The sequence below is a fragment of the Caldifermentibacillus hisashii genome (assembly GCF_039654145.1).
In the GTDB taxonomy this organism is placed as follows: Bacteria; Bacillota; Bacilli; order Bacillales; family Caldibacillaceae; genus Caldifermentibacillus; species Caldifermentibacillus hisashii.
In genome coordinates this window covers 865,262-882,783 of record NZ_CP155467.1, presented here as the reverse complement: position 1 = coordinate 882,783, position 17,522 = coordinate 865,262, and the positions used below count along the sequence as shown (strand labels likewise).

Sequence of the window (17,522 nt, the reverse complement as noted above, 5' to 3'; positions counted from 1 at the left end):
TCATCTCCATTTACTTAAATTATTTTCTATCTAATATCCACTCATGGGCAGGCTCATTATGGAATTTCCAGATACGAGTTGGACCAGCCATCACATTTAAATAATAGGATTCGTATCCGTCCGGTACAGCAACTGGGTGATAACCAGCAGGAACAAGAACAACATCACCATTTTCAACGGTCATAGTCTCATCCAGTACACGATCATCAGTATAAACTCGTTGGAATACAAAACCTTGACGTGGGTTCATTTCATGATAATATGTTTCTTCTAAAAATGACTCATGAGGTAAATTATCTTGATCATGTTTATGTGGAGGATAACTTGACCAGTTTCCACTTTCTGTATAAACTTCAACAACGAGTAAATTATTCGCAAAATCATCTTGGTCCGTTAAAATGTTATGCACTAAACGTTTGTTATTGTATTTACCACGTTGCTCAATTCCGTTATCTTCTGCTTTTATTAATCGAGTAGGAAGCTGTTTTTCGGATAGAGAGTAACATAGAACAACACGTGCGTCAGATACAGCCACCACTTCAAAGGTACGGTCATTTGAAATGTACACACTGTCTGTTGGTTTCTTTTCAAATACACTTTCTCTTGTGCCTAAATTTTCAAATGTTTGCTCACCATCGGAAACGTTGATTTTACCAGTTAAAGCAACAACACACACTTCTTTTTTCGGTAGTGTCTCTGCATATTTTGCACCTGGTTTTAAATCAACTACTTTAAATTCAACATATTTTAATGGAGAATTTTCTTCTGTAACATTATGTACAATCGTAACCCCTTCATTTGAGCATCCTGTTTGGGGTTTGCGAATTAAATTAGCCATTTTTCCTTCCCCCTTACTTTCAAAGAATTAAATAGAAGAGAGACAGAGGAGAAATAAACCAGCCTCTGTCTAAGCATATGGACTTATCAAGCTTTTTTCTAGCACATTACTAAATTAGTTATTAAATTCACCTGTTTTATAAAGAGCGGTAACTACTTTTCTATGAGTATAGAATTCAATACTGTCTTTTCCGTTCGCATGTAAATCACCGTAGAAGGAATTTTTCCATCCAGAGAATGGGAAAATCGCCATTGGTGCTGGAACACCTAAGTTAATTCCTAACATACCTGCATCTACGTTTTCACGGAAGTATCTTACTGCAGATGTGTTATTTGTGAATAGACATGCACCGTTTGCAAACTCAGATTTGTTTGCAATCTCGATTCCTTCTTTCAATGTTTTCACACGAATAACGGATAATACTGGTGCAAATATTTCTTCTTTCCAGATTGTCATCTCAGGTGTCACATTTTCAAAGATTGTTGGTCCAACAAAGTAACCGTCCTCCGGAATATTTTCACGACCATCAAGCACTAATTTAGCGCCTTCTTCTACACCTTTTTCAATGTAATTAAATGTTCTCTTTTGGTTTTCCTCACGAATAACTGGACCTAAGAATACTCCGTCATCAAGACCGTTTCCGATTTTAATATCTTTAGCAGCTTGAACGAATTTTTCCATAAATTCATCCGCAATACCTTCTTGAAGGACAACAACAGAAGTTGCCATACAACGCTCACCAGCAGAACCAAATGCAGAACCAATAATACTTTGCACAGCTAAGTCAAGATCTGCGTCATCTAATACGAATGTATGGTTTTTCGCACCTGTTAACGCTTGAACACGTTTTAAGTTTGCTGTACCACGTTTGTATACGTACTCACCAACTGGTTTTGAACCAACGAAGGAAATCGCTTTAATTTCTGGATGATCAAGGATTGCATTAACAACATCATGAGCACCATATACTACGTTAAATACACCTTTTGGTAGACCCGCTTCCATCAATAAGTCAACTAATTTTTCTACAAGTAAAGGCGTTCTTTCAGATGGTTTTAAAATAAAGGTGTTTCCTAGAGCAATAGCCATTGGGAACATCCAGCAAGGAACCATCATTGGAAAGTTGAATGGTGTAATACCACCAACTACACCAACTGGATAACGGTAAGTAGTTGCTTCAACATCTGTTGCAATTGATGATAAAGAGTCACCCATCATTAATGTTGGCGCACCAGCTGCAAATTCAACGTTCTCAATTCCACGTCCTACTTCGCCAAGGGCATCTTTAAAGTTTTTACCATTTTCCATTGTAATAAGGCGTGCTAATTCTTCTTTATTTTCTTCTAATAAGTTTTGAAACTTAAATAAAATTTTAGAACGACGAGGAACAGGCACACTACTCCATGTTTCAAATGCTTTTGCCGCTACCTCTGCTGCATAATCTACTTCTTCTTTTGTAGAAAGAGGAACTCTTGCGATTACTTCATTTGTTGCCGGATTAACAACTTCTTCATAATTTGTTGTGGAACTTTCAACCCATTCACCATTAATAAAGTTTCTTAGCGTCTTAACTTCTGGCATATTGTTCTTCCTCCTAATATCCATAAAACGTTTTTGTTATCTTTTGGGTAAGTTTTGGTAACTTATAATCACATGATAATATGTATAGCGCTTTCAGTCAAGTGTTTTATTATGAAAAAACGATTAAAATTTGGTTTATTTATTATTAAGTCTGGACAAGGTATAGTATTAAGAGAAGCATTACTATAATGCCATAAATTGTAATAAATAATCTGAAATATTCATGAATAATAACTTTTTGTCCATCCCATTTAAAAATATTTATATGTTGTGTTGTAAACGAGCACACTATTTCAGCTCATCATTTTCAAATTAATCCGGCTTATCATCTGAAATAATGTGCTTATTTTTCCACTTTATTTCAGAATGTGCAAAAATCAGTTCAAAATATTTCAGTGAATTTTAGAGAAAAGAAAACCCCTCTAAAAAGGGGCATCTAAACGTATATAATCCTGAATGTTAATTCGAACTTTATATATCTCATTAGGATGAAGGATAAACTTCACATCTTGATCTAAAGTAATAAACCAATCCAAATCTTTTTCCAAGAATGCTTTAAAATATCTATTTTGGATTCGCAGTTCAAAATGATATCCCTGCGCAATCCAATAAGCCTGTTGCCCAATCCAAACTCTCCATTCCAACTCATCATGGTTATAAACTAGAATCCCTCGCTTCATAACCCACTATCCTCTATGGCCAATCGGACGACTTCCTCATCGATTTGTTCTTTCTTTAATTGAAAACCAAATAACAAGCTGTTAATCGTTAATGTATTAATGACTCTGGGCCAACCTTGAGAACGTAATGCAATAGCTTCCAATGCTGATTCAGTAAATATCGGCATTTTCGCCCCTGCTATTTTTAGGTGGTGATGGATATATAAAATAATCTCCTCTTTCGGCAAAGGCTGGATTTCATACTTCAGAATGAGACGTTGAGCTAGCGGCCGGTGATGATTCATTGTTAGTCGAGTCTTAAGATGTGTCAATCCTGCCAAAATCAAGATAAACGGATTGGTCGAATCCATTTGAAAATTAAACAATAAGGCGATATCCTGCAAAAATGCATCCTTTGCCATATGCATTTCATCTAGAATAAATACAGGCGTCATTTTTCTCTCTCCAGCCATTCGTTCAATTCCTTGCTGAATCTGCCGAAAAAGGTCTACTTTACGAAACTTTGGCTCCTCCCCTAAACCATAGGCTAATCCACGATAGAAATCCATGACACCGCCTGTAGATAGCGGAAAATAAATGACATGATATAATGACGGATTCAACGTTTCCTTAAATGCTCTTAACGTAAATGTCTTGCCGACACCTGGATCACCAGTAAGAAGACCCATTCCTTTTGATTTCTGTAAATACGTTAAAGCATTTAATGCCCCTTTATAATCAGTCGATAAAAAAGCATCTTGTGGTCGCAAATCCTTTGAAAATGGTTCCCAAGCTAAGGAGTAGAAGGATTTATACACGATTGTTCTCCTCCTTCCTCTCTTCTTCAGCCAGTTGGGTAACAGAAAAAGGAGACCGAACTCGTTTAACATGGGCGTTATCTGTCATGGATACCGGTTTGGCTTCAGCCACTTTCTTGTCATCTTTAAAGATATAAACCCCGGTATCGTCAATTCTTACATCCACTGAATAGCCAATAAAATCTGCCGGGACCTCATAGAGCTGCTTGTTTAAACTGATCGTTCCATCCGCCTTCACTTTCCGTTGTTCTCTCTTCATAAAGATGGAATCGAGAATGGATGTGTCTTCTAAAAACGTGATACTCTCTAATTGAGAATGAAATACTTCATGTGGGGTTTTTCCATCTAATGATGCATGCTCCCTTCGATGATAGTCCTCCTCTAACCATCTCCAGAATCGTTCATTTAATTCTTCTAAGGACTCCACGGGTTCTGCTTTTAACAGCGGATAAAAACGTGTTTGAACCGTTTTAAAAAACCGTTCAATTTTGCCCTTACTTTGAGGGTCATAAGGCTGTGTGTGCGTGAGTGTAATCCCGAGTTGGGCACATGCATACTGCAGAGTTTCAGACCGATAGATTTTTCCGTTATCCGCATAAATGATGGCCGGTTTTCCTCTTCGAATAAGAGCTTCTTTTGTAACAATTCGTAAACCATCGAAGCCTTCTGATGTGAAAAATTGTGCGAATGGAACCAGCCTCGAACAATCATCAATATAAGCAATTAAAAAGGTCTTTTTTACTTTTCCTTTTATTTTGATATAGGGTCCATGAGATAAATCAGCTTGCCATAATATATTCACTTTTTCGTGGGCAAACCGTTTTCTTTCAGGAATTGCACTTAAAATTTTTCCTGAAAGGTTGTGTTTTTTTAATAAACGGTTTATAGTAGAGTATGAGATTTGGTTTCGGTTAATTTCTCCTTGCCGGATGAGTTGTTCATAAAAAACACTCACTGGCATATGGAGAAATTTTTTTCTTATGTCTAAAATATGGTCCTGGTCATCTGGGGATAATCTCCTCGAATTACCTCGATCTGCACGCTTCTTTGGCTTTAAAGCATCAAATCCATTTCGACGATAATTGAGAAGCCACTCTTTTACTGTTTTCACAGCTATTTTCCGTTCTCCATAATAGGGGATAGAGTGGACTTTTCCCTCTAATTCCTCAAAGTATTGCTTGGAATCAACCTGACCATTTAACAAAGGGGCAATGATTCCGTAACGAAATAAAGCTACTTGTTCTCTTTCTTTTTCAGTCATTGATTTATCCTCCTTTTTTACTAAGAAGGACGACCGGTCATCCATAATCTCATTCTACCTTTTTCCCCATTTTTTGAACACGCAAAAGGTATGTGGGACTAAAAATATTTTTTTATCCTCAAAAATATAGCAGAATTAATTTGCTATAAAGTAAGAGGAAAAATGACCCCACGACCTTCGTAAGAAGAGGGATTCTCCAAAATCGCGAATCATTTTCATATATTTTATGGCCTCTTTTTTCATATCTTTGGACAAACCCACTTCCTCCCCTAAATCCACAAAAAAGCTATGAATCCATCTTAATTTTTTTTGATACCGCCTCCAGTAAAAAGCAAGTAACTGTCGGCTTCCTTTAGACTTTTTCTTCTCTAAAAACTGTTCAATTCTCTTTAATATGATTTCTAGACTATGTTGAAAATAAGGGATTAGGAAGTCTGGAATAATAGAAAAAGTTTTTTTACAAGACAAGCAAATAATCCTACAAATAGGAATTTTAACTTCTTTTTCCTCCGCTATTGCATTTCTCCAATAATAGCCATGCCTATGTAGATTGCCCGAAGCCACACAGTTACAATTTGGACACTTGTCAAAAGTTGGAAATTTATTCTTTTTTCCATTTATGGCATATTCCTCAAGACTGATGCCAAAATCATGTAAAATAATCATAAAAAATACTCCCCCGTTCCAATATGCCAAAAATTTAGCACATTTTATGGGTAGAGTATATATCTAAATCTGGAGGAATTTGAAAATTTCACTAAGATTTCGGATGATATATCATGGAAATTTACAGAAAAAGGTTGGGATATTTACTACTTTTATATCGATGTTGAAAGCGGGACGACGGCAAAAAGAGAAGAACTTCAAAAACTTATTGAAGATGCTCAGAATAAGGAGTTCGATATCATTCTTGCTAAAGAGTTATCACGTCTTGCCCGCAATGGAGAGTTATCCTATAAAATCAAAAACTTATGTGAAAACCAAGGGATTCACATCATTACATTAGATAATGCAATCAATACATTAACAGGGAACACCCATATGTTTGGCCTTTATGCATGGATGTATGAACAAGAATCTCAAAACACGAGTAATCGTGTGAAAGAGACATTAAAGACTCGAGCAAAAAATGGACTTTTTAAAGGTTCGAATCCTCCATATGGTTATGAAGTAAGAGATGGAAAACTGTATATCCGTAATGATGAGACACCAAAGATTGTTAAACGAATTTTCAAAGAATATTTGGAAGGAAACGGACGACAAAGTATTGCAAGACGGCTATATAACGAGGGAATTCCTACTCCTGCTCAAATAGCTGGAAAAGCAAACGCAGGAGATAAGTGGCATGATTCTACCATTAGATGCATCTTAACAAATCCCCATTACGTTGGGGATCTTGTTCAAGGAAGAACAACGACAGTAAGTGTAACAAGTAAAAGAAGAAAAAACGTTCCTAAAGAAGAACAATTTATTATCAAAAATGCACATGAGCCAATTATATCTAGGGAAACGTTTGATGCTGTCCAAAATCAATTAGAGCAGAGAAGAAAATATATTACAGCACCCAAGATACATCTTTTTACTAATGTCCTCTTTTGTGCCGATTGTGGTACAGGTATGTGGTTCCGAAGCAATCGAGACGGATACATTTGTGGGGCTTATGCGCGTCATGGAAAAAAAGCCTGTACCGCCCACACAATAAAAGAGGATTTTTTAAAAGAAACAATTCTAAATGACATAAAATCCTTAATTCATCAAATGGACAAAGAGCAATATATAAAGAAGATGGAGAGAAAATCGAAAAGTACAAAATCGGATTCTCAAAAGAAAATCAATAAGATTAACAAACAGATGGATGTTTTAAAAAATCGAAAAAGGAAATTCATCAACCTGTTAGCTGACGGAATCATTACCAATGAAGAATATCAAGAGAGTATTGAAGCAACGAACAAGGATTTAACTGAATTAATGGAACAGAAAAATGAACTTCTTTCATTGATGGAAAGCGAGGATGTAATCGAAACGATTGAAAAGCTCAAAAAGGAATTACTTCAATTCCTAAATTTCGATGAATTAACCGAGGATATTCTCCATCGACTGATTAATCGAATCGAGGTAAAAGAGGACGGTACACCAATAATTCATTACCGGTTTACCACACCAAAAATTGAATAGAGGCAAGAGAGAAACCTTATCTTGCCTCATTTTTTCATTTTAAAACTATCTGCGAAACGCACTCAACGTGGCTAGTCTGCGGGAACATGTCGACCGGCTGCATGTACTCTATCTTGTACTTTTTCATCAACTTATTCAAGTCTTTCGCCAATGTCGATGGGTTGCAGGAGACGTACACGACGGTTTTGGCACCTGTTTTTAAGATGGTATCGAGGAGTGTTTCGTCGCAGCCGGCTCGGGGTGGATCAACGACAACAACATCCGGCCTCCATCCTGCTTTCACCCATTTCGGCATAACGGTTTCGGCTTTACCGACTTCATAATGAGCATTTTTCAGACCGAGTCGTTCTGCGTTTTTCCTCGCATCACGAATTCCCTCTTTGACCACGTCCATGCCGCGAACTTCTCCGGCCTTATCCGCCAACCAAAGCCCAATTGTTCCAACACCGCAATAGGCATCGACCACTTTTTCCTTTCCCGTTAGTCCCGCAGCTTTTTTCACTTCATCATAAAGCTTTACCGTTTGAATTGGATTTAATTGGAAAAAGGCACGGGAAGATAATTCAAAGCTGATATCACCCAAAACTTCCTGAATCGTTTCCTCTCCGCCAAGTTGCAGTGACTCATCACCAAAGATTAGTGACGTTTTTTTTCCATTGATATTTTGGATAATCGATTTCACCTCAGGAAGACGCTTTTGAATTTCAGCTACAATTAATTCTTTTTTTGGCAAATCTTTCTTTGCGGTTATTAAAACAACTTGAACATCGCCCGTTCCTACCGCTACTCGGGCAACAATTGTCCGCACCAAGCCCGTCCGTTTCCGCTCATCGTACACCGGAATATGTAAATCGCTCAATATTTCTTTAACTACACGCACCGCTTTATTCGTTGCCGGATGTTGAACGATGCAGTTGGGAATGTCAATGAGGCGATGAGAGTTTATACTATAGAGGCCTGCTATGTAATTTCCTTTAATTTCACCAAGCTGGAATTGGGATTTGTTTCGATAAAGCCATGGGTCATCCATCCCGATTGTCGGCCGTATATCAAGTTTTTCAATGTCCAATTTCGTATGGCGTTCCAGTGCTTGAATAAGGATATCCCGTTTTTCGACAAGTTGTTGGCTATACGCCAAGTGCTGAAGCTGACAACCTCCGCAATCTTCGTAAATTGGGCATGGGGGGTTGACACGGTGAGGCGATTTTTTACGGATTTTCTTGATCCGGCCTTCCGCAAAATGATTATGGATGTTGGTCGCCTCGACAACCACTTCTTCACCGGGCAATGCATTTGGCACAAACACCACTTGCTTTTTAAAATAGCCGACACCTTCCCCGTTGATTCCAAGCCTTTTTATCGTTACTGGAAACACTTGTCCCTTATGTATGTTGACACTAGTGTTTGTTGATTTTTTCATCAAGTTCATCCTTTATTACGTTTGAAATAGTATTCTTTAACATATGGTAGTTTAGGGGAAAGGGAAAGTCAACTTTTGGCCAAACTCAATTATGTTTTAGAAAGAAGGCAAAAATTCAAGCTACGAGTCTCATTTCTTACGTTTTATTCCCTATTTTCTGTTTCCTGGTCTAAATATGTATCTTATATTTCTTGGCTTTTCTTTTAGTTCAATGACCCTGTCACGTGTTTCTATTACTGCCCGTTTGATTGGAGTAATTTCTTTTTCAAGTTGTCCTAGACGTTGATTGTGATTGCTCATTAGATGGCAGCGTATTTAATCCAACTATCGTAACAAGGTATTGAAATTCTTAAGAATGAACACACTCCTAAAAAGAAAGCACCCCCGAAAGTTGATTTAGTAAATTTCGAAGGTGTTTTAGATGATTTTTTTTCTGTTATTTTTTAAAAGATTTTCCTAAGCTTTCCAAAATTTGCTCAATGCCATGCCCCATTCCGGATTCTACCGCTCCCACATAGGCACCTTCTACAATGGGTACATTTTCGGCAATTCTGATATTTCCTTTTCCCGCCAATTCGATGGCGACTTCGGCATTCATCATTGCACTTCCTAAGTCATAAAAAAGGATGACGCCTGCTTCACTATATACTTGATCAATGGCTGATAGTATTTTTTCCACATTTGTACCGATTTCATTTGTATCTGTCCCGCCTGCAGCTGCAACAGGGACATTTTTTACGACTTGCTCAATTAGCTCTTTTGCTCCTTCTGCTATTTTTGGACTATGAGAAATTAGAACGATTCCTACATTGGTCATAAATTTGCTCCTTCTCTATTTTTAAACTATGTGAAATTTAGAACGAGCTCACATCGGTCTTTAATTTGTTCCTTTTTTTTTACTATGTGAAATTAGAACGAGCTTACATCGGTCATCTATTCGTCCCCTTCTTTCATCGTTTCCGCTAATGTTTGAAACAGGTAGTAGGACGATACTGACCCCGGATCGATATGACCTACCGATCGCTCTTTTAAGTAAGCTGCTCTCCCTTTCAATGCCAGCAATTCTTTTGTTGCTTCCATTGCACCTTTTGCTGTCGCTTCCAAATTTTCCCAACCGATCGGACTGTTTTGCTTCATATAATGATGAACAGGAATCCATACATCCAACATTGTTTTATCTTTAAGCTGTGCCTTACCTCGTTGCTCCAGACCTTTAATTGCTTCTTCTACCGCAAGTGTCAAATCCTCTTCAGTTATTTTTTCCTTATTTTTCGTTGCCATCGACATTTTTAAAAAAGCTGTGCCATACAACGGACCGGATGCACCACCGACTTTGGACATTAACACCAAGGCAACATCTTTCAGCAAATCCGAGGGGGTGGCATAATCAGCATCGGATAGTTTATTCATTACTTCTTGGAAACCTCTAGCCATATTTACCCCATGGTCTCCGTCACCAATGGCCTGGTCCAGCTCGGATAAATATTCTTTATGTTTTTGGATCTTTTCGTTTAGTGCTTCCATCCAAAGTTTTGCTTTTTTAACTGTTAATTCCATAATTGAACCCTCCAGTTATTGCTAAAGTGCCGGGAATACTGCTCCATTTTCCGGCACTATCCACTCGTTTTTTTTATGCCCGGATTACTGCTCCTATTCCCGACACTGTTCAACCCGTTATTTTTTAATGATCAAATTACTGTTCATTTTTTCGGCACAGTCAAACTGTATTTTTTAAAATGCCCGGATTATTGTTCCATTTCCTCGACACTAGTCAACCGGTTATTTTTTAAATGCAGGTGTATTGGCATGAGCAGCCAGTAAGTCTTTCAATTCGTCATCCAATTTTAAAATGGTGACGGAACAACCGGCCATTTCAAGGGATGTCATGAAATTTCCAACGAATGTTTCATAAACCCCGATCCCTTTTTCTTTTAAAATTTGATTCACTTTTCGATTGACAATGAAGAGTTCCATCTCAGGAGTTGCACCTAACCCGTTAATCATGACAGCAACTTCATCACCACTTGATAGCGGCATATCTTTAAAAATATGATCGGTCAATTCCTCGGCAATTTCATCGGCTGTCGCAAGGGGTTTCCGTTCGGTACCCGGCTCACCGTGGATGCCAAGACCGATTTCCATTTCATTTTCTCCTAATGTAAAGCTCGGTTTTCCTACGGCCGGTGGTGTACATGGACTAATCGCCATTCCCATCGAACGAACATTTTTCACCACTTTCTCAGCAACCGCTTTCACATCAGCTAATGTAGCTCCCATTTCTGCCTTTGCACCGGCAATTTTATGAACCAAAATGGTCCCGGCAATTCCGCGGCGACCGGTCGTAAATGTACTATCTTCCACTGCCACATCATCATTGACTACGACTTTGTCCACTTGAATTCCTTCCATTTCAGCCAATTCCGCAGCCATATCAAAATTCATAACGTCACCTGTATAATTTTTGACAACCATAAATACACCTTTTCCACTATCAACGGCTTTAATCGCTTCCAAAATTTGATCAGGGGTTGGCGAGGTAAATACCTCTCCGGCAACGGCTGCATCGAGCATTCCTTGACCCACATAACCGGCATGGGCAGGTTCATGACCGCTTCCTCCACCGCTAATAATTCCGACTTTATTCGCTACCGGTACATCCTTTCTTGTCACGACCGCCCGCCCGTCAATAAGTTTTAATTGGTTTGGATAAGCAGCAACTAAACCTTCTAACATTTCTGTTACCACACGTTCCGGATGGTTGATGATTTTTTTCACGTTCTTCACTCCCTGCATTTTGATTATTGAAAACCAGTGATCTATCCATATTTTAACATATGCGTTTGTAAAATGTGGGTTGGATCCTTACTATTTCTAAAAAAATCATCAGTGAAGGCAAAATATTTAATGGAACTTATTGGATGATTAGCACTCAAAAAGCCTATTTTTCAAAAACATTTACGCTCAAATGACAATATACTGTGTCTTGATAAAAATTGTTAGTACTATATTTGGCGCAAATCTTTCCTTAAAACCTTTTTGGGTGATAACCATTGGATAGCATTCAAGGAGATGAAGAACTTCAGAAAATGCTTGATAGTCTGTCCAATGATTAATTTATAAGGTTGTCTCGATATTTGGTGTTGGGGCGCAAGATGTGTGTTTCCATAACGAATCATTTAAGCCCCATTTCAAGTTTCGATGCATGAAGAAAGTATTGGAAGGTCGGCTTTCAGAAAATCGCTTCTTTTTTTTGGAAACGTCTGACAGCCGATGACTGAAGTATTAAATTACAAAAGCATTCGGTCAGTATCAAAAAGACATCTTTTAAAAAAACGACTGTTTAAACTACAATAATAAAAACCATTGTCACATAAAGTTTTTTATATCTCCTTTTTGGTCGTATTCAATATTTGTATTAAAACCTTCTCCTCAATAAAAAATCTTATTCTTTCCAAACTGCTGACTCAATACGTAGTCGTTTAGGCTTTTGAATGTATAGCCTCGTTTTTTTAGGTCGACAATGGCCTTTTCCAATGCATCCGCATTATCTTTTGAAACGGTATGTAGAAGGATGACGGCCCCCGGGTGAATTTGTTTCATAATTTCGTTGTACGAATATTCCCATCCCTTTTGTTGGTCGGTTTTCCAATCAACAAAAGCAAGCGACCAAAAGACATGGATATAACCCGCATCTTTCGCAACTTTCAATGTGCGCTCACTAAAGATTCCCCGCGGCGGTCGCATGAATATCATTTCCTCTTGACCCGTCAATTCTTTTGTTTTTTGCTTGACCTTATCCAGCTCTTCCTTGATTTTCGCATCATTAATTTGGGTAAAATCCGGATGGCTCCACGAATGATTGCCGACAATATGGCCATCTTTTACCATACGCTTTACCAAATCCGCTGCGGAATTAAGATAATGACCCGTTACAAAAAAAGTAGCGGGAACTTGTTCCTTTTTTAAAACATCTAAAATTTTTTCGGTATAACCATTCTCATAACCGTTATCGAATGTTAAATATACAACCTTTTCAGTTGGATCGGCTTTATAAAATGCATTATATTTTTTCAGTAATTCATCATAGTTTGCCCCTGCTTCCGGTGGCACTTCATTTTCTGCTTTTTTAAATCCCCAATGAATCGCTGAATTGGAGACGGCAGTTGCTGACATTCCGTGTGCAAAAAACAGGCATATGACGGTCATATATAACATTAAGCACCTTTTCAAAGTTATCCATCCTTTCCTTTTTTCTTAGTTTGTCATAAGGAAAGGAAATCATGCTAAAAAAGTGGAACTGCGTTTTGTAGGGAAGTCGGTAGCTCACTTATTGAACGATACTGTTAAAAAATGGTGCTGAACCGTCTATTGGATTATCACGCTTTATTGGACAAAACCTTCAAAATACCGAACAAAAATGTCCATTAAAACCGCTTTATTGGACAATTTTTGTGGAAAGGTATGCCAAAATGTCTAATAGGAGGGACCAATCCTCTCTTTATTGGACAATTTCTTTAATAGTTGAATCAAAACTGTCTAATAGAACAGCTCTTTTGGACAATTTTTGTGGAAAGGTATGCCAAAATGTCTAATAGGAGGGACCAATCCTCTCTTTATTGGACAATTTCTTTAATAGTTGAATCAAAACTGTCTAATAGAACGGCACTATTGGACAATTTTTGTGGAAAGGTATGCCAAAATGTCTAATAGAAGGGACCAATCCTCTCTTTATTGGACAATTTCTTTAATAGTTGAATCAAAACTGTCTAATAGAACGGCTCTATTGGACAATTTTTGTGGAAAGGTATGCCAAAATGTCTAATAGAAGGGACCAATCCTCTCTTTATTGGACAATTTCTTTAATAGTTGAATCAAAACTGTCTAATAGAACGGCTCTATTGGACAATTTTTGTGGAAAGGTATGCCAAAATGTCTAATAGAAGGGACCAATCCTCTCTTTATTGGACAATTTCTTTAATAGTTGAATCAAAACTGTCTAATAGAACGGCTCTATTGGACAATTTTTGTGGAAAGGTATGCCAAAATGTCTAATAGGAGGGACCAATCCTCTCTTTATTGGACAATTTCTTTAAAAGTTGAATCAAAACTGTCTAATAGAACGGCTCTATTGGACAATTTTTACAAAAAATAAGCCAAAATGTCTAATAGAATTGGCCAAACCAACGTACTTGAACGAAACGATAAAAATCCAATTGCATCACTACTGGAATTTTATCCTTTTTTGTAATAAAAAACCCCCTGTTCAAATGGGGGCTTAATTTAAAAACTATCCTTGTTCTTTTATTTGCTTACATTTTTCTTCCAAATCGCCAATCATTTGGATAAGCCGGTCGATTTCTTCCAAGTCGACATGTTCCGGCTCCATCGTTTCCAATGTTTCAATAAATGAGTTGAATCGTTGTTGCAAAATGTCAAACTGTTTATCTTGAGTCGTTGGCAAAAAAATAACTCCCTTCCAATGATATCTGTCCTTATTATACACCTTCTTTCATTTTAGAGAACTGCCCTAATTTTGACAATGAAACAAACCAGTTTCTTCCTACTTTCTTTTAATCCCACAAGTGAAACTTCCATCAATGGGTTTTCTTCATCCCCCACCCTTCTTTTTTGTAAACTCGAGAAACTTGAGGTGGGAGTCTTACTGCCCGTTAAGTCGGGATAAATTCGGCGCGGCTTATCTTGGCATTTCGACAACAAAAAGCTGTAACAAGTAAAATTCAAAAGGGGCGGGATAAATATGGCGGCTTATCTTGGCATTTCTACTGCGGAAAATTTAAAGGAAACGTAATCCTGAATCGGGATCCATGCCCCAATGCCTTGAGAAGTAATATTTTTCACGACAATCGATTTTTTCCCGCCTTTTAAAACAAGATAAACTTCTCCATACGTAACGGTTCCTTTTTCATTCACGGCAGGTGCATAGGCATCTAAATAACCGACTTTTCGGCTTGGAATATTGTAGTATTGATCTTTCTTCGTTCCTGCTCCGACAACCGTATCAAAGGACAACGGGAATTTTGTTTTTTCAGCTGCTTTTAACAACATCATCTTTTTCACATCATTTGCATGGGGAATTTTTGCCGTCAAACCACCGCGCACAATTTTTTGAACTTCTTGTACATAATGGAATTTGTAAGGAGCATCGCCGCCACGATTATCATAATAATTCGTATTGATTTGTTGATATTCCCAATTCGGTGATGTTTCTTTTGATACATAGTTAAGCGGCCATTGTCCCAAATATATCGTTGCTTTATGTCCCATGGCAATGATCGGTTTATTGATGGAAGACTCATTTAGCATTAATATTAAATCCGGATTTTCTATTTTTACTTTCGATGTTTCAAGCAATTCTTTCGTTAATTCACTTGGTTGAAGTTGTGGCAAATCTTGGGATGCATTTGGATACGTATTTTCCTTTGCCACATTTAATACAAAACTTGGAATTTCGAATTTTTGCTCCGGTTTACTTTTTGGTGGAACTTCTGTTTTTTCCGCAAAACTTATCGGATGATTTAGAATCACAGTCAATAATAATGCCAAGACTAGAAAAAATAACTTCAATAAGGGTTTATTCATCTTTGAAACTCCTTCCATGTTCATTTTGACTATATTTTTCGCTATGCTTGTTATTCTTATCCAAAAATTTTTCTAAAAAAATTGTTTTAAAATCAGAATATTAATAAAACGTTCCTAATATTTATGTATTAACAAAAGGAAAAGGAGGGAAGCGAATATTCCATTCTATCACTGCACCTGAGAGGAGGGGACAGACGAAGATTTTGGATGGAATGCATGAACCTCGCTTGGAATCGTGAATGAACTTTTGGGGGTGAATCGTTCAAACTATTTTTAAAAAACTAATCGTAAAATAAATGAACCGGGTGGGTTATGAATTGCCACTCGGTTTTATTTTTTAGTGGTGTGGAAAGATGGGTGCATGCGTTGTGGAAATGAAATGTCCGATTTGCAACGGTGTGGAAAGATGGCTGCAAAATTGGATGGCTGCATGCTTTCGGTTTGTTCAGACCTACACATGTTGGTCGTATAAACCTTGCCACACATGTAACTTGTGAGCCCATTGACAATGAGTGTGCAGTTCCCCGCAAGAGCGTAATTTTTAGCATTTTTGCAACTTGAAAGCCATTTATAATCAGTGTCCCCTATGATTGAAGTTCCACGTATTTCCAATCGATCTCCCCTTTCAAACGAATAGTTTTAAAAAAATAACATTCTAATACGAATAAGTTTCCCTTGCCAACTTTGCAATTTACCGATACCATTCATATTATGGAAATTACAGTAAGGGAGAAATCGGATCATGAAAAACACAAAGTTACGCTTCCCCATTTTAGTTGCGCTTGTCATCATTTCCGGTTTGTCACAAGGGATGTTGTTGCCATTGATTGCGATTATTTTAGAAAATCGCGGGGTTTCATCTACGGTCAACGGACTACATGCAACAGGCTTATATTTAGGGGTATTACTTGCTTCTCCGTTTATGGAAGCACCGCTCAGAAAATTCGGCTATAAGCCCTTAATTATTACCGGTGGGTTGATTGTTATTATTTCTTTATTTTTATTTCCTTTTTTGAACACCATAATGATCTGGTTTATTTTGCGGTTGTTAATTGGTATCGGTGATCATATTCTTCATTTTTCAACCCAAACATGGATCACTTCATTTTCACCTCCAGAAAAACGAGGTAGAAATATATCTCTTTATGGGTTATCTTTTGGGATTGGTTTTGCCGTCGGGCCGCTTTTAACCAGGTTAGTCGACATCAACGAAAACTTGCCGTTTTATGTAACAGCCTTCTTTAGTTTACTTGCATGGCTGACCGTCTTTTTATTACAAAATGAATATCCCGATCAAATTAATAATGACATGGAACCGGTATGCATCCGATCAACAATTGGCCGCTTTGGTAAAGTACTTAAATTTGCTTGGGCACCGCTTCTCCCGGCTTTATGTTACGGTGTATTAGAAGCATCACTTAACGGAAACTTCCCTGTATATGGATTGCGGCTAGGTTTTGATGTTCATTTAATTGCTGTTATTATTTCCGCTTTTTCAATCGGAGCTATTATCTTTCAATTGCCGCTGGGATTGGCAAGTGATCGATTTGGTCGAAGAAATGTATTATTATTTGCTATGTTAATCGGCAGTGTCATTTTCTTAAGTGCCAGTATCTTTGAACATTCCGCCTATTTTCTGTTAGCCGCCTTTTTTATTGCCGGAATGCTTCTGGGTTCCACCTATTCATTAAGTATTGCATTTTTAACAGATACGATCCCGAAACACCTATTACCGGCAGGAAACTTATTAATTTCGATTTGTTTTAGCTTAGGTAGCATTTCCGGGCCTTTTCTCGGCGGTCTTGCCATTGAGCATTTACCTAATATTAGCTTTTTCTTTTTAATTAGCTGTATCCTCTTCCTCATCTTTTTTGGTCTTGCCGGATTTAAAGAGGAAAAACAACTTCCTCTTGCTGATCAACGCTGGAATTTTTAATGTACGAAAAAAAACAGGCTATTCTTGATTTAAGAAGGATAGCCTGTTTTATTTTGCTTTATTTATAATTATTTTTATTACTTATTTATAATTACTTTAAACAAAATGGGCCTTTTTCCTTTTCAATTTACTATAATATGATATAATGATTATACAAAGATATGGGTAAAATATAGCAATGACAATGATTCTCAACTACTAGAACAATTTCATTTTAACAGATATGAACTGATT

Annotated in this window: 15 protein-coding genes; 2 read left to right on the top strand and 13 right to left on the bottom strand. The window is 37.5% G+C overall.

What is annotated here, in order from left to right:
- Positions 1-19: 19 nt before the first annotated feature.
- The 6 genes from iolB to NSQ14_RS04130 all read right to left on the bottom strand — a co-directional run bounded on the left by iolB (position 20) and on the right by NSQ14_RS04130 (position 5,823).
- On the bottom strand, positions 20-838 hold the full coding sequence (gene iolB / locus NSQ14_RS04155) for a 5-deoxy-glucuronate isomerase (RefSeq protein WP_346216910.1): 819 nt from the start codon (positions 836-838) through the stop codon (positions 20-22).
- Between the two features lie 114 nt (positions 839-952).
- Positions 953-2,419, bottom strand: a complete 1,467-nt coding sequence (locus NSQ14_RS04150; RefSeq protein ID WP_346216909.1) for a CoA-acylating methylmalonate-semialdehyde dehydrogenase — start codon at positions 2,417-2,419, stop codon at positions 953-955.
- A gap of 422 nt (positions 2,420-2,841) precedes the next feature.
- A complete protein-coding gene (locus NSQ14_RS04145) occupies positions 2,842-3,099 on the bottom strand; it encodes a DUF5348 domain-containing protein (protein WP_041846797.1) in 258 nt (85 codons plus the stop codon).
- Positions 3,096-3,896 (bottom strand): ExeA family protein, encoded by an 801-nt coding sequence (locus NSQ14_RS04140; RefSeq protein ID WP_346216908.1) that lies wholly within the window; start codon positions 3,894-3,896, stop codon positions 3,096-3,098. The genes NSQ14_RS04145 and NSQ14_RS04140 overlap by 4 nt, the downstream gene beginning before the upstream one ends.
- The gene (locus NSQ14_RS04135; protein ID WP_044898958.1) at positions 3,889-5,157 is read right to left on the bottom strand and encodes an IS481 family transposase; all 1,269 of its coding nucleotides are present in this window, start codon (positions 5,155-5,157) and stop codon (positions 3,889-3,891) included. Before NSQ14_RS04135 ends, NSQ14_RS04140 begins: the two co-directional genes overlap by 8 nt.
- Positions 5,158-5,292: 135 nt before the next feature.
- Positions 5,293-5,823: a DUF6431 domain-containing protein gene (locus NSQ14_RS04130; protein WP_346216907.1), complete on the bottom strand. Its 531-nt coding sequence runs from the start codon at positions 5,821-5,823 to the stop codon at positions 5,293-5,295.
- A 57-nt stretch (positions 5,824-5,880) separates the two neighbouring features.
- Between NSQ14_RS04130 and NSQ14_RS04125 the strand changes: the two genes are divergently transcribed.
- A complete protein-coding gene (locus NSQ14_RS04125; protein ID WP_346217109.1) occupies positions 5,881-7,332 on the top strand; it encodes a recombinase family protein in 1,452 nt (483 codons plus the stop codon).
- A 34-nt stretch (positions 7,333-7,366) separates the two neighbouring features.
- Here NSQ14_RS04125 and rlmD read toward each other — a convergent pair whose 3' ends face one another.
- The 7 genes from rlmD to NSQ14_RS04090 all read right to left on the bottom strand — a co-directional run bounded on the left by rlmD (position 7,367) and on the right by NSQ14_RS04090 (position 15,337).
- On the bottom strand, positions 7,367-8,752 hold the full coding sequence (gene rlmD / locus NSQ14_RS04120) for a 23S rRNA (uracil(1939)-C(5))-methyltransferase RlmD (protein ID WP_346216906.1): 1,386 nt from the start codon (positions 8,750-8,752) through the stop codon (positions 7,367-7,369).
- Between the two features lie 436 nt (positions 8,753-9,188).
- Entirely contained in the window at positions 9,189-9,569 is a 381-nt protein-coding gene (gene dhaM, locus NSQ14_RS04115; RefSeq protein WP_034768396.1) for a dihydroxyacetone kinase phosphoryl donor subunit DhaM, read from the bottom strand.
- 116 nt (positions 9,570-9,685) lie between these two features.
- Positions 9,686-10,309, bottom strand: coding sequence for a dihydroxyacetone kinase subunit DhaL (gene dhaL, locus NSQ14_RS04110; protein ID WP_346216905.1), 624 nt, complete (start codon positions 10,307-10,309; stop codon positions 9,686-9,688).
- 222 nt (positions 10,310-10,531) lie between these two features.
- On the bottom strand, positions 10,532-11,527 hold the full coding sequence (gene dhaK / locus NSQ14_RS04105) for a dihydroxyacetone kinase subunit DhaK (protein ID WP_346216904.1): 996 nt from the start codon (positions 11,525-11,527) through the stop codon (positions 10,532-10,534).
- A 654-nt stretch (positions 11,528-12,181) separates the two neighbouring features.
- Positions 12,182-12,958 carry a delta-lactam-biosynthetic de-N-acetylase gene (pdaA, locus tag NSQ14_RS04100; protein WP_428831589.1) on the bottom strand — a complete coding sequence of 259 codons (777 nt, stop codon included), beginning with the start codon at positions 12,956-12,958 and terminating at the stop codon, positions 12,182-12,184.
- A 1,081-nt stretch (positions 12,959-14,039) separates the two neighbouring features.
- Complete coding sequence (locus tag NSQ14_RS04095) at positions 14,040-14,213, bottom strand: SE1561 family protein (RefSeq protein ID WP_227091950.1); 174 nt, start codon at positions 14,211-14,213, stop codon at positions 14,040-14,042.
- Between the two features lie 305 nt (positions 14,214-14,518).
- Entirely contained in the window at positions 14,519-15,337 is an 819-nt protein-coding gene (locus NSQ14_RS04090) for a YfkD family protein (protein ID WP_375293593.1), read from the bottom strand.
- 757 nt (positions 15,338-16,094) lie between these two features.
- Between NSQ14_RS04090 and NSQ14_RS04085 the strand changes: the two genes are divergently transcribed.
- Positions 16,095-17,288 carry an MFS transporter gene (locus tag NSQ14_RS04085; protein WP_216408205.1) on the top strand — a complete coding sequence of 398 codons (1,194 nt, stop codon included), beginning with the start codon at positions 16,095-16,097 and terminating at the stop codon, positions 17,286-17,288.
- Positions 17,289-17,522: the final 234 nt, after the last annotated feature.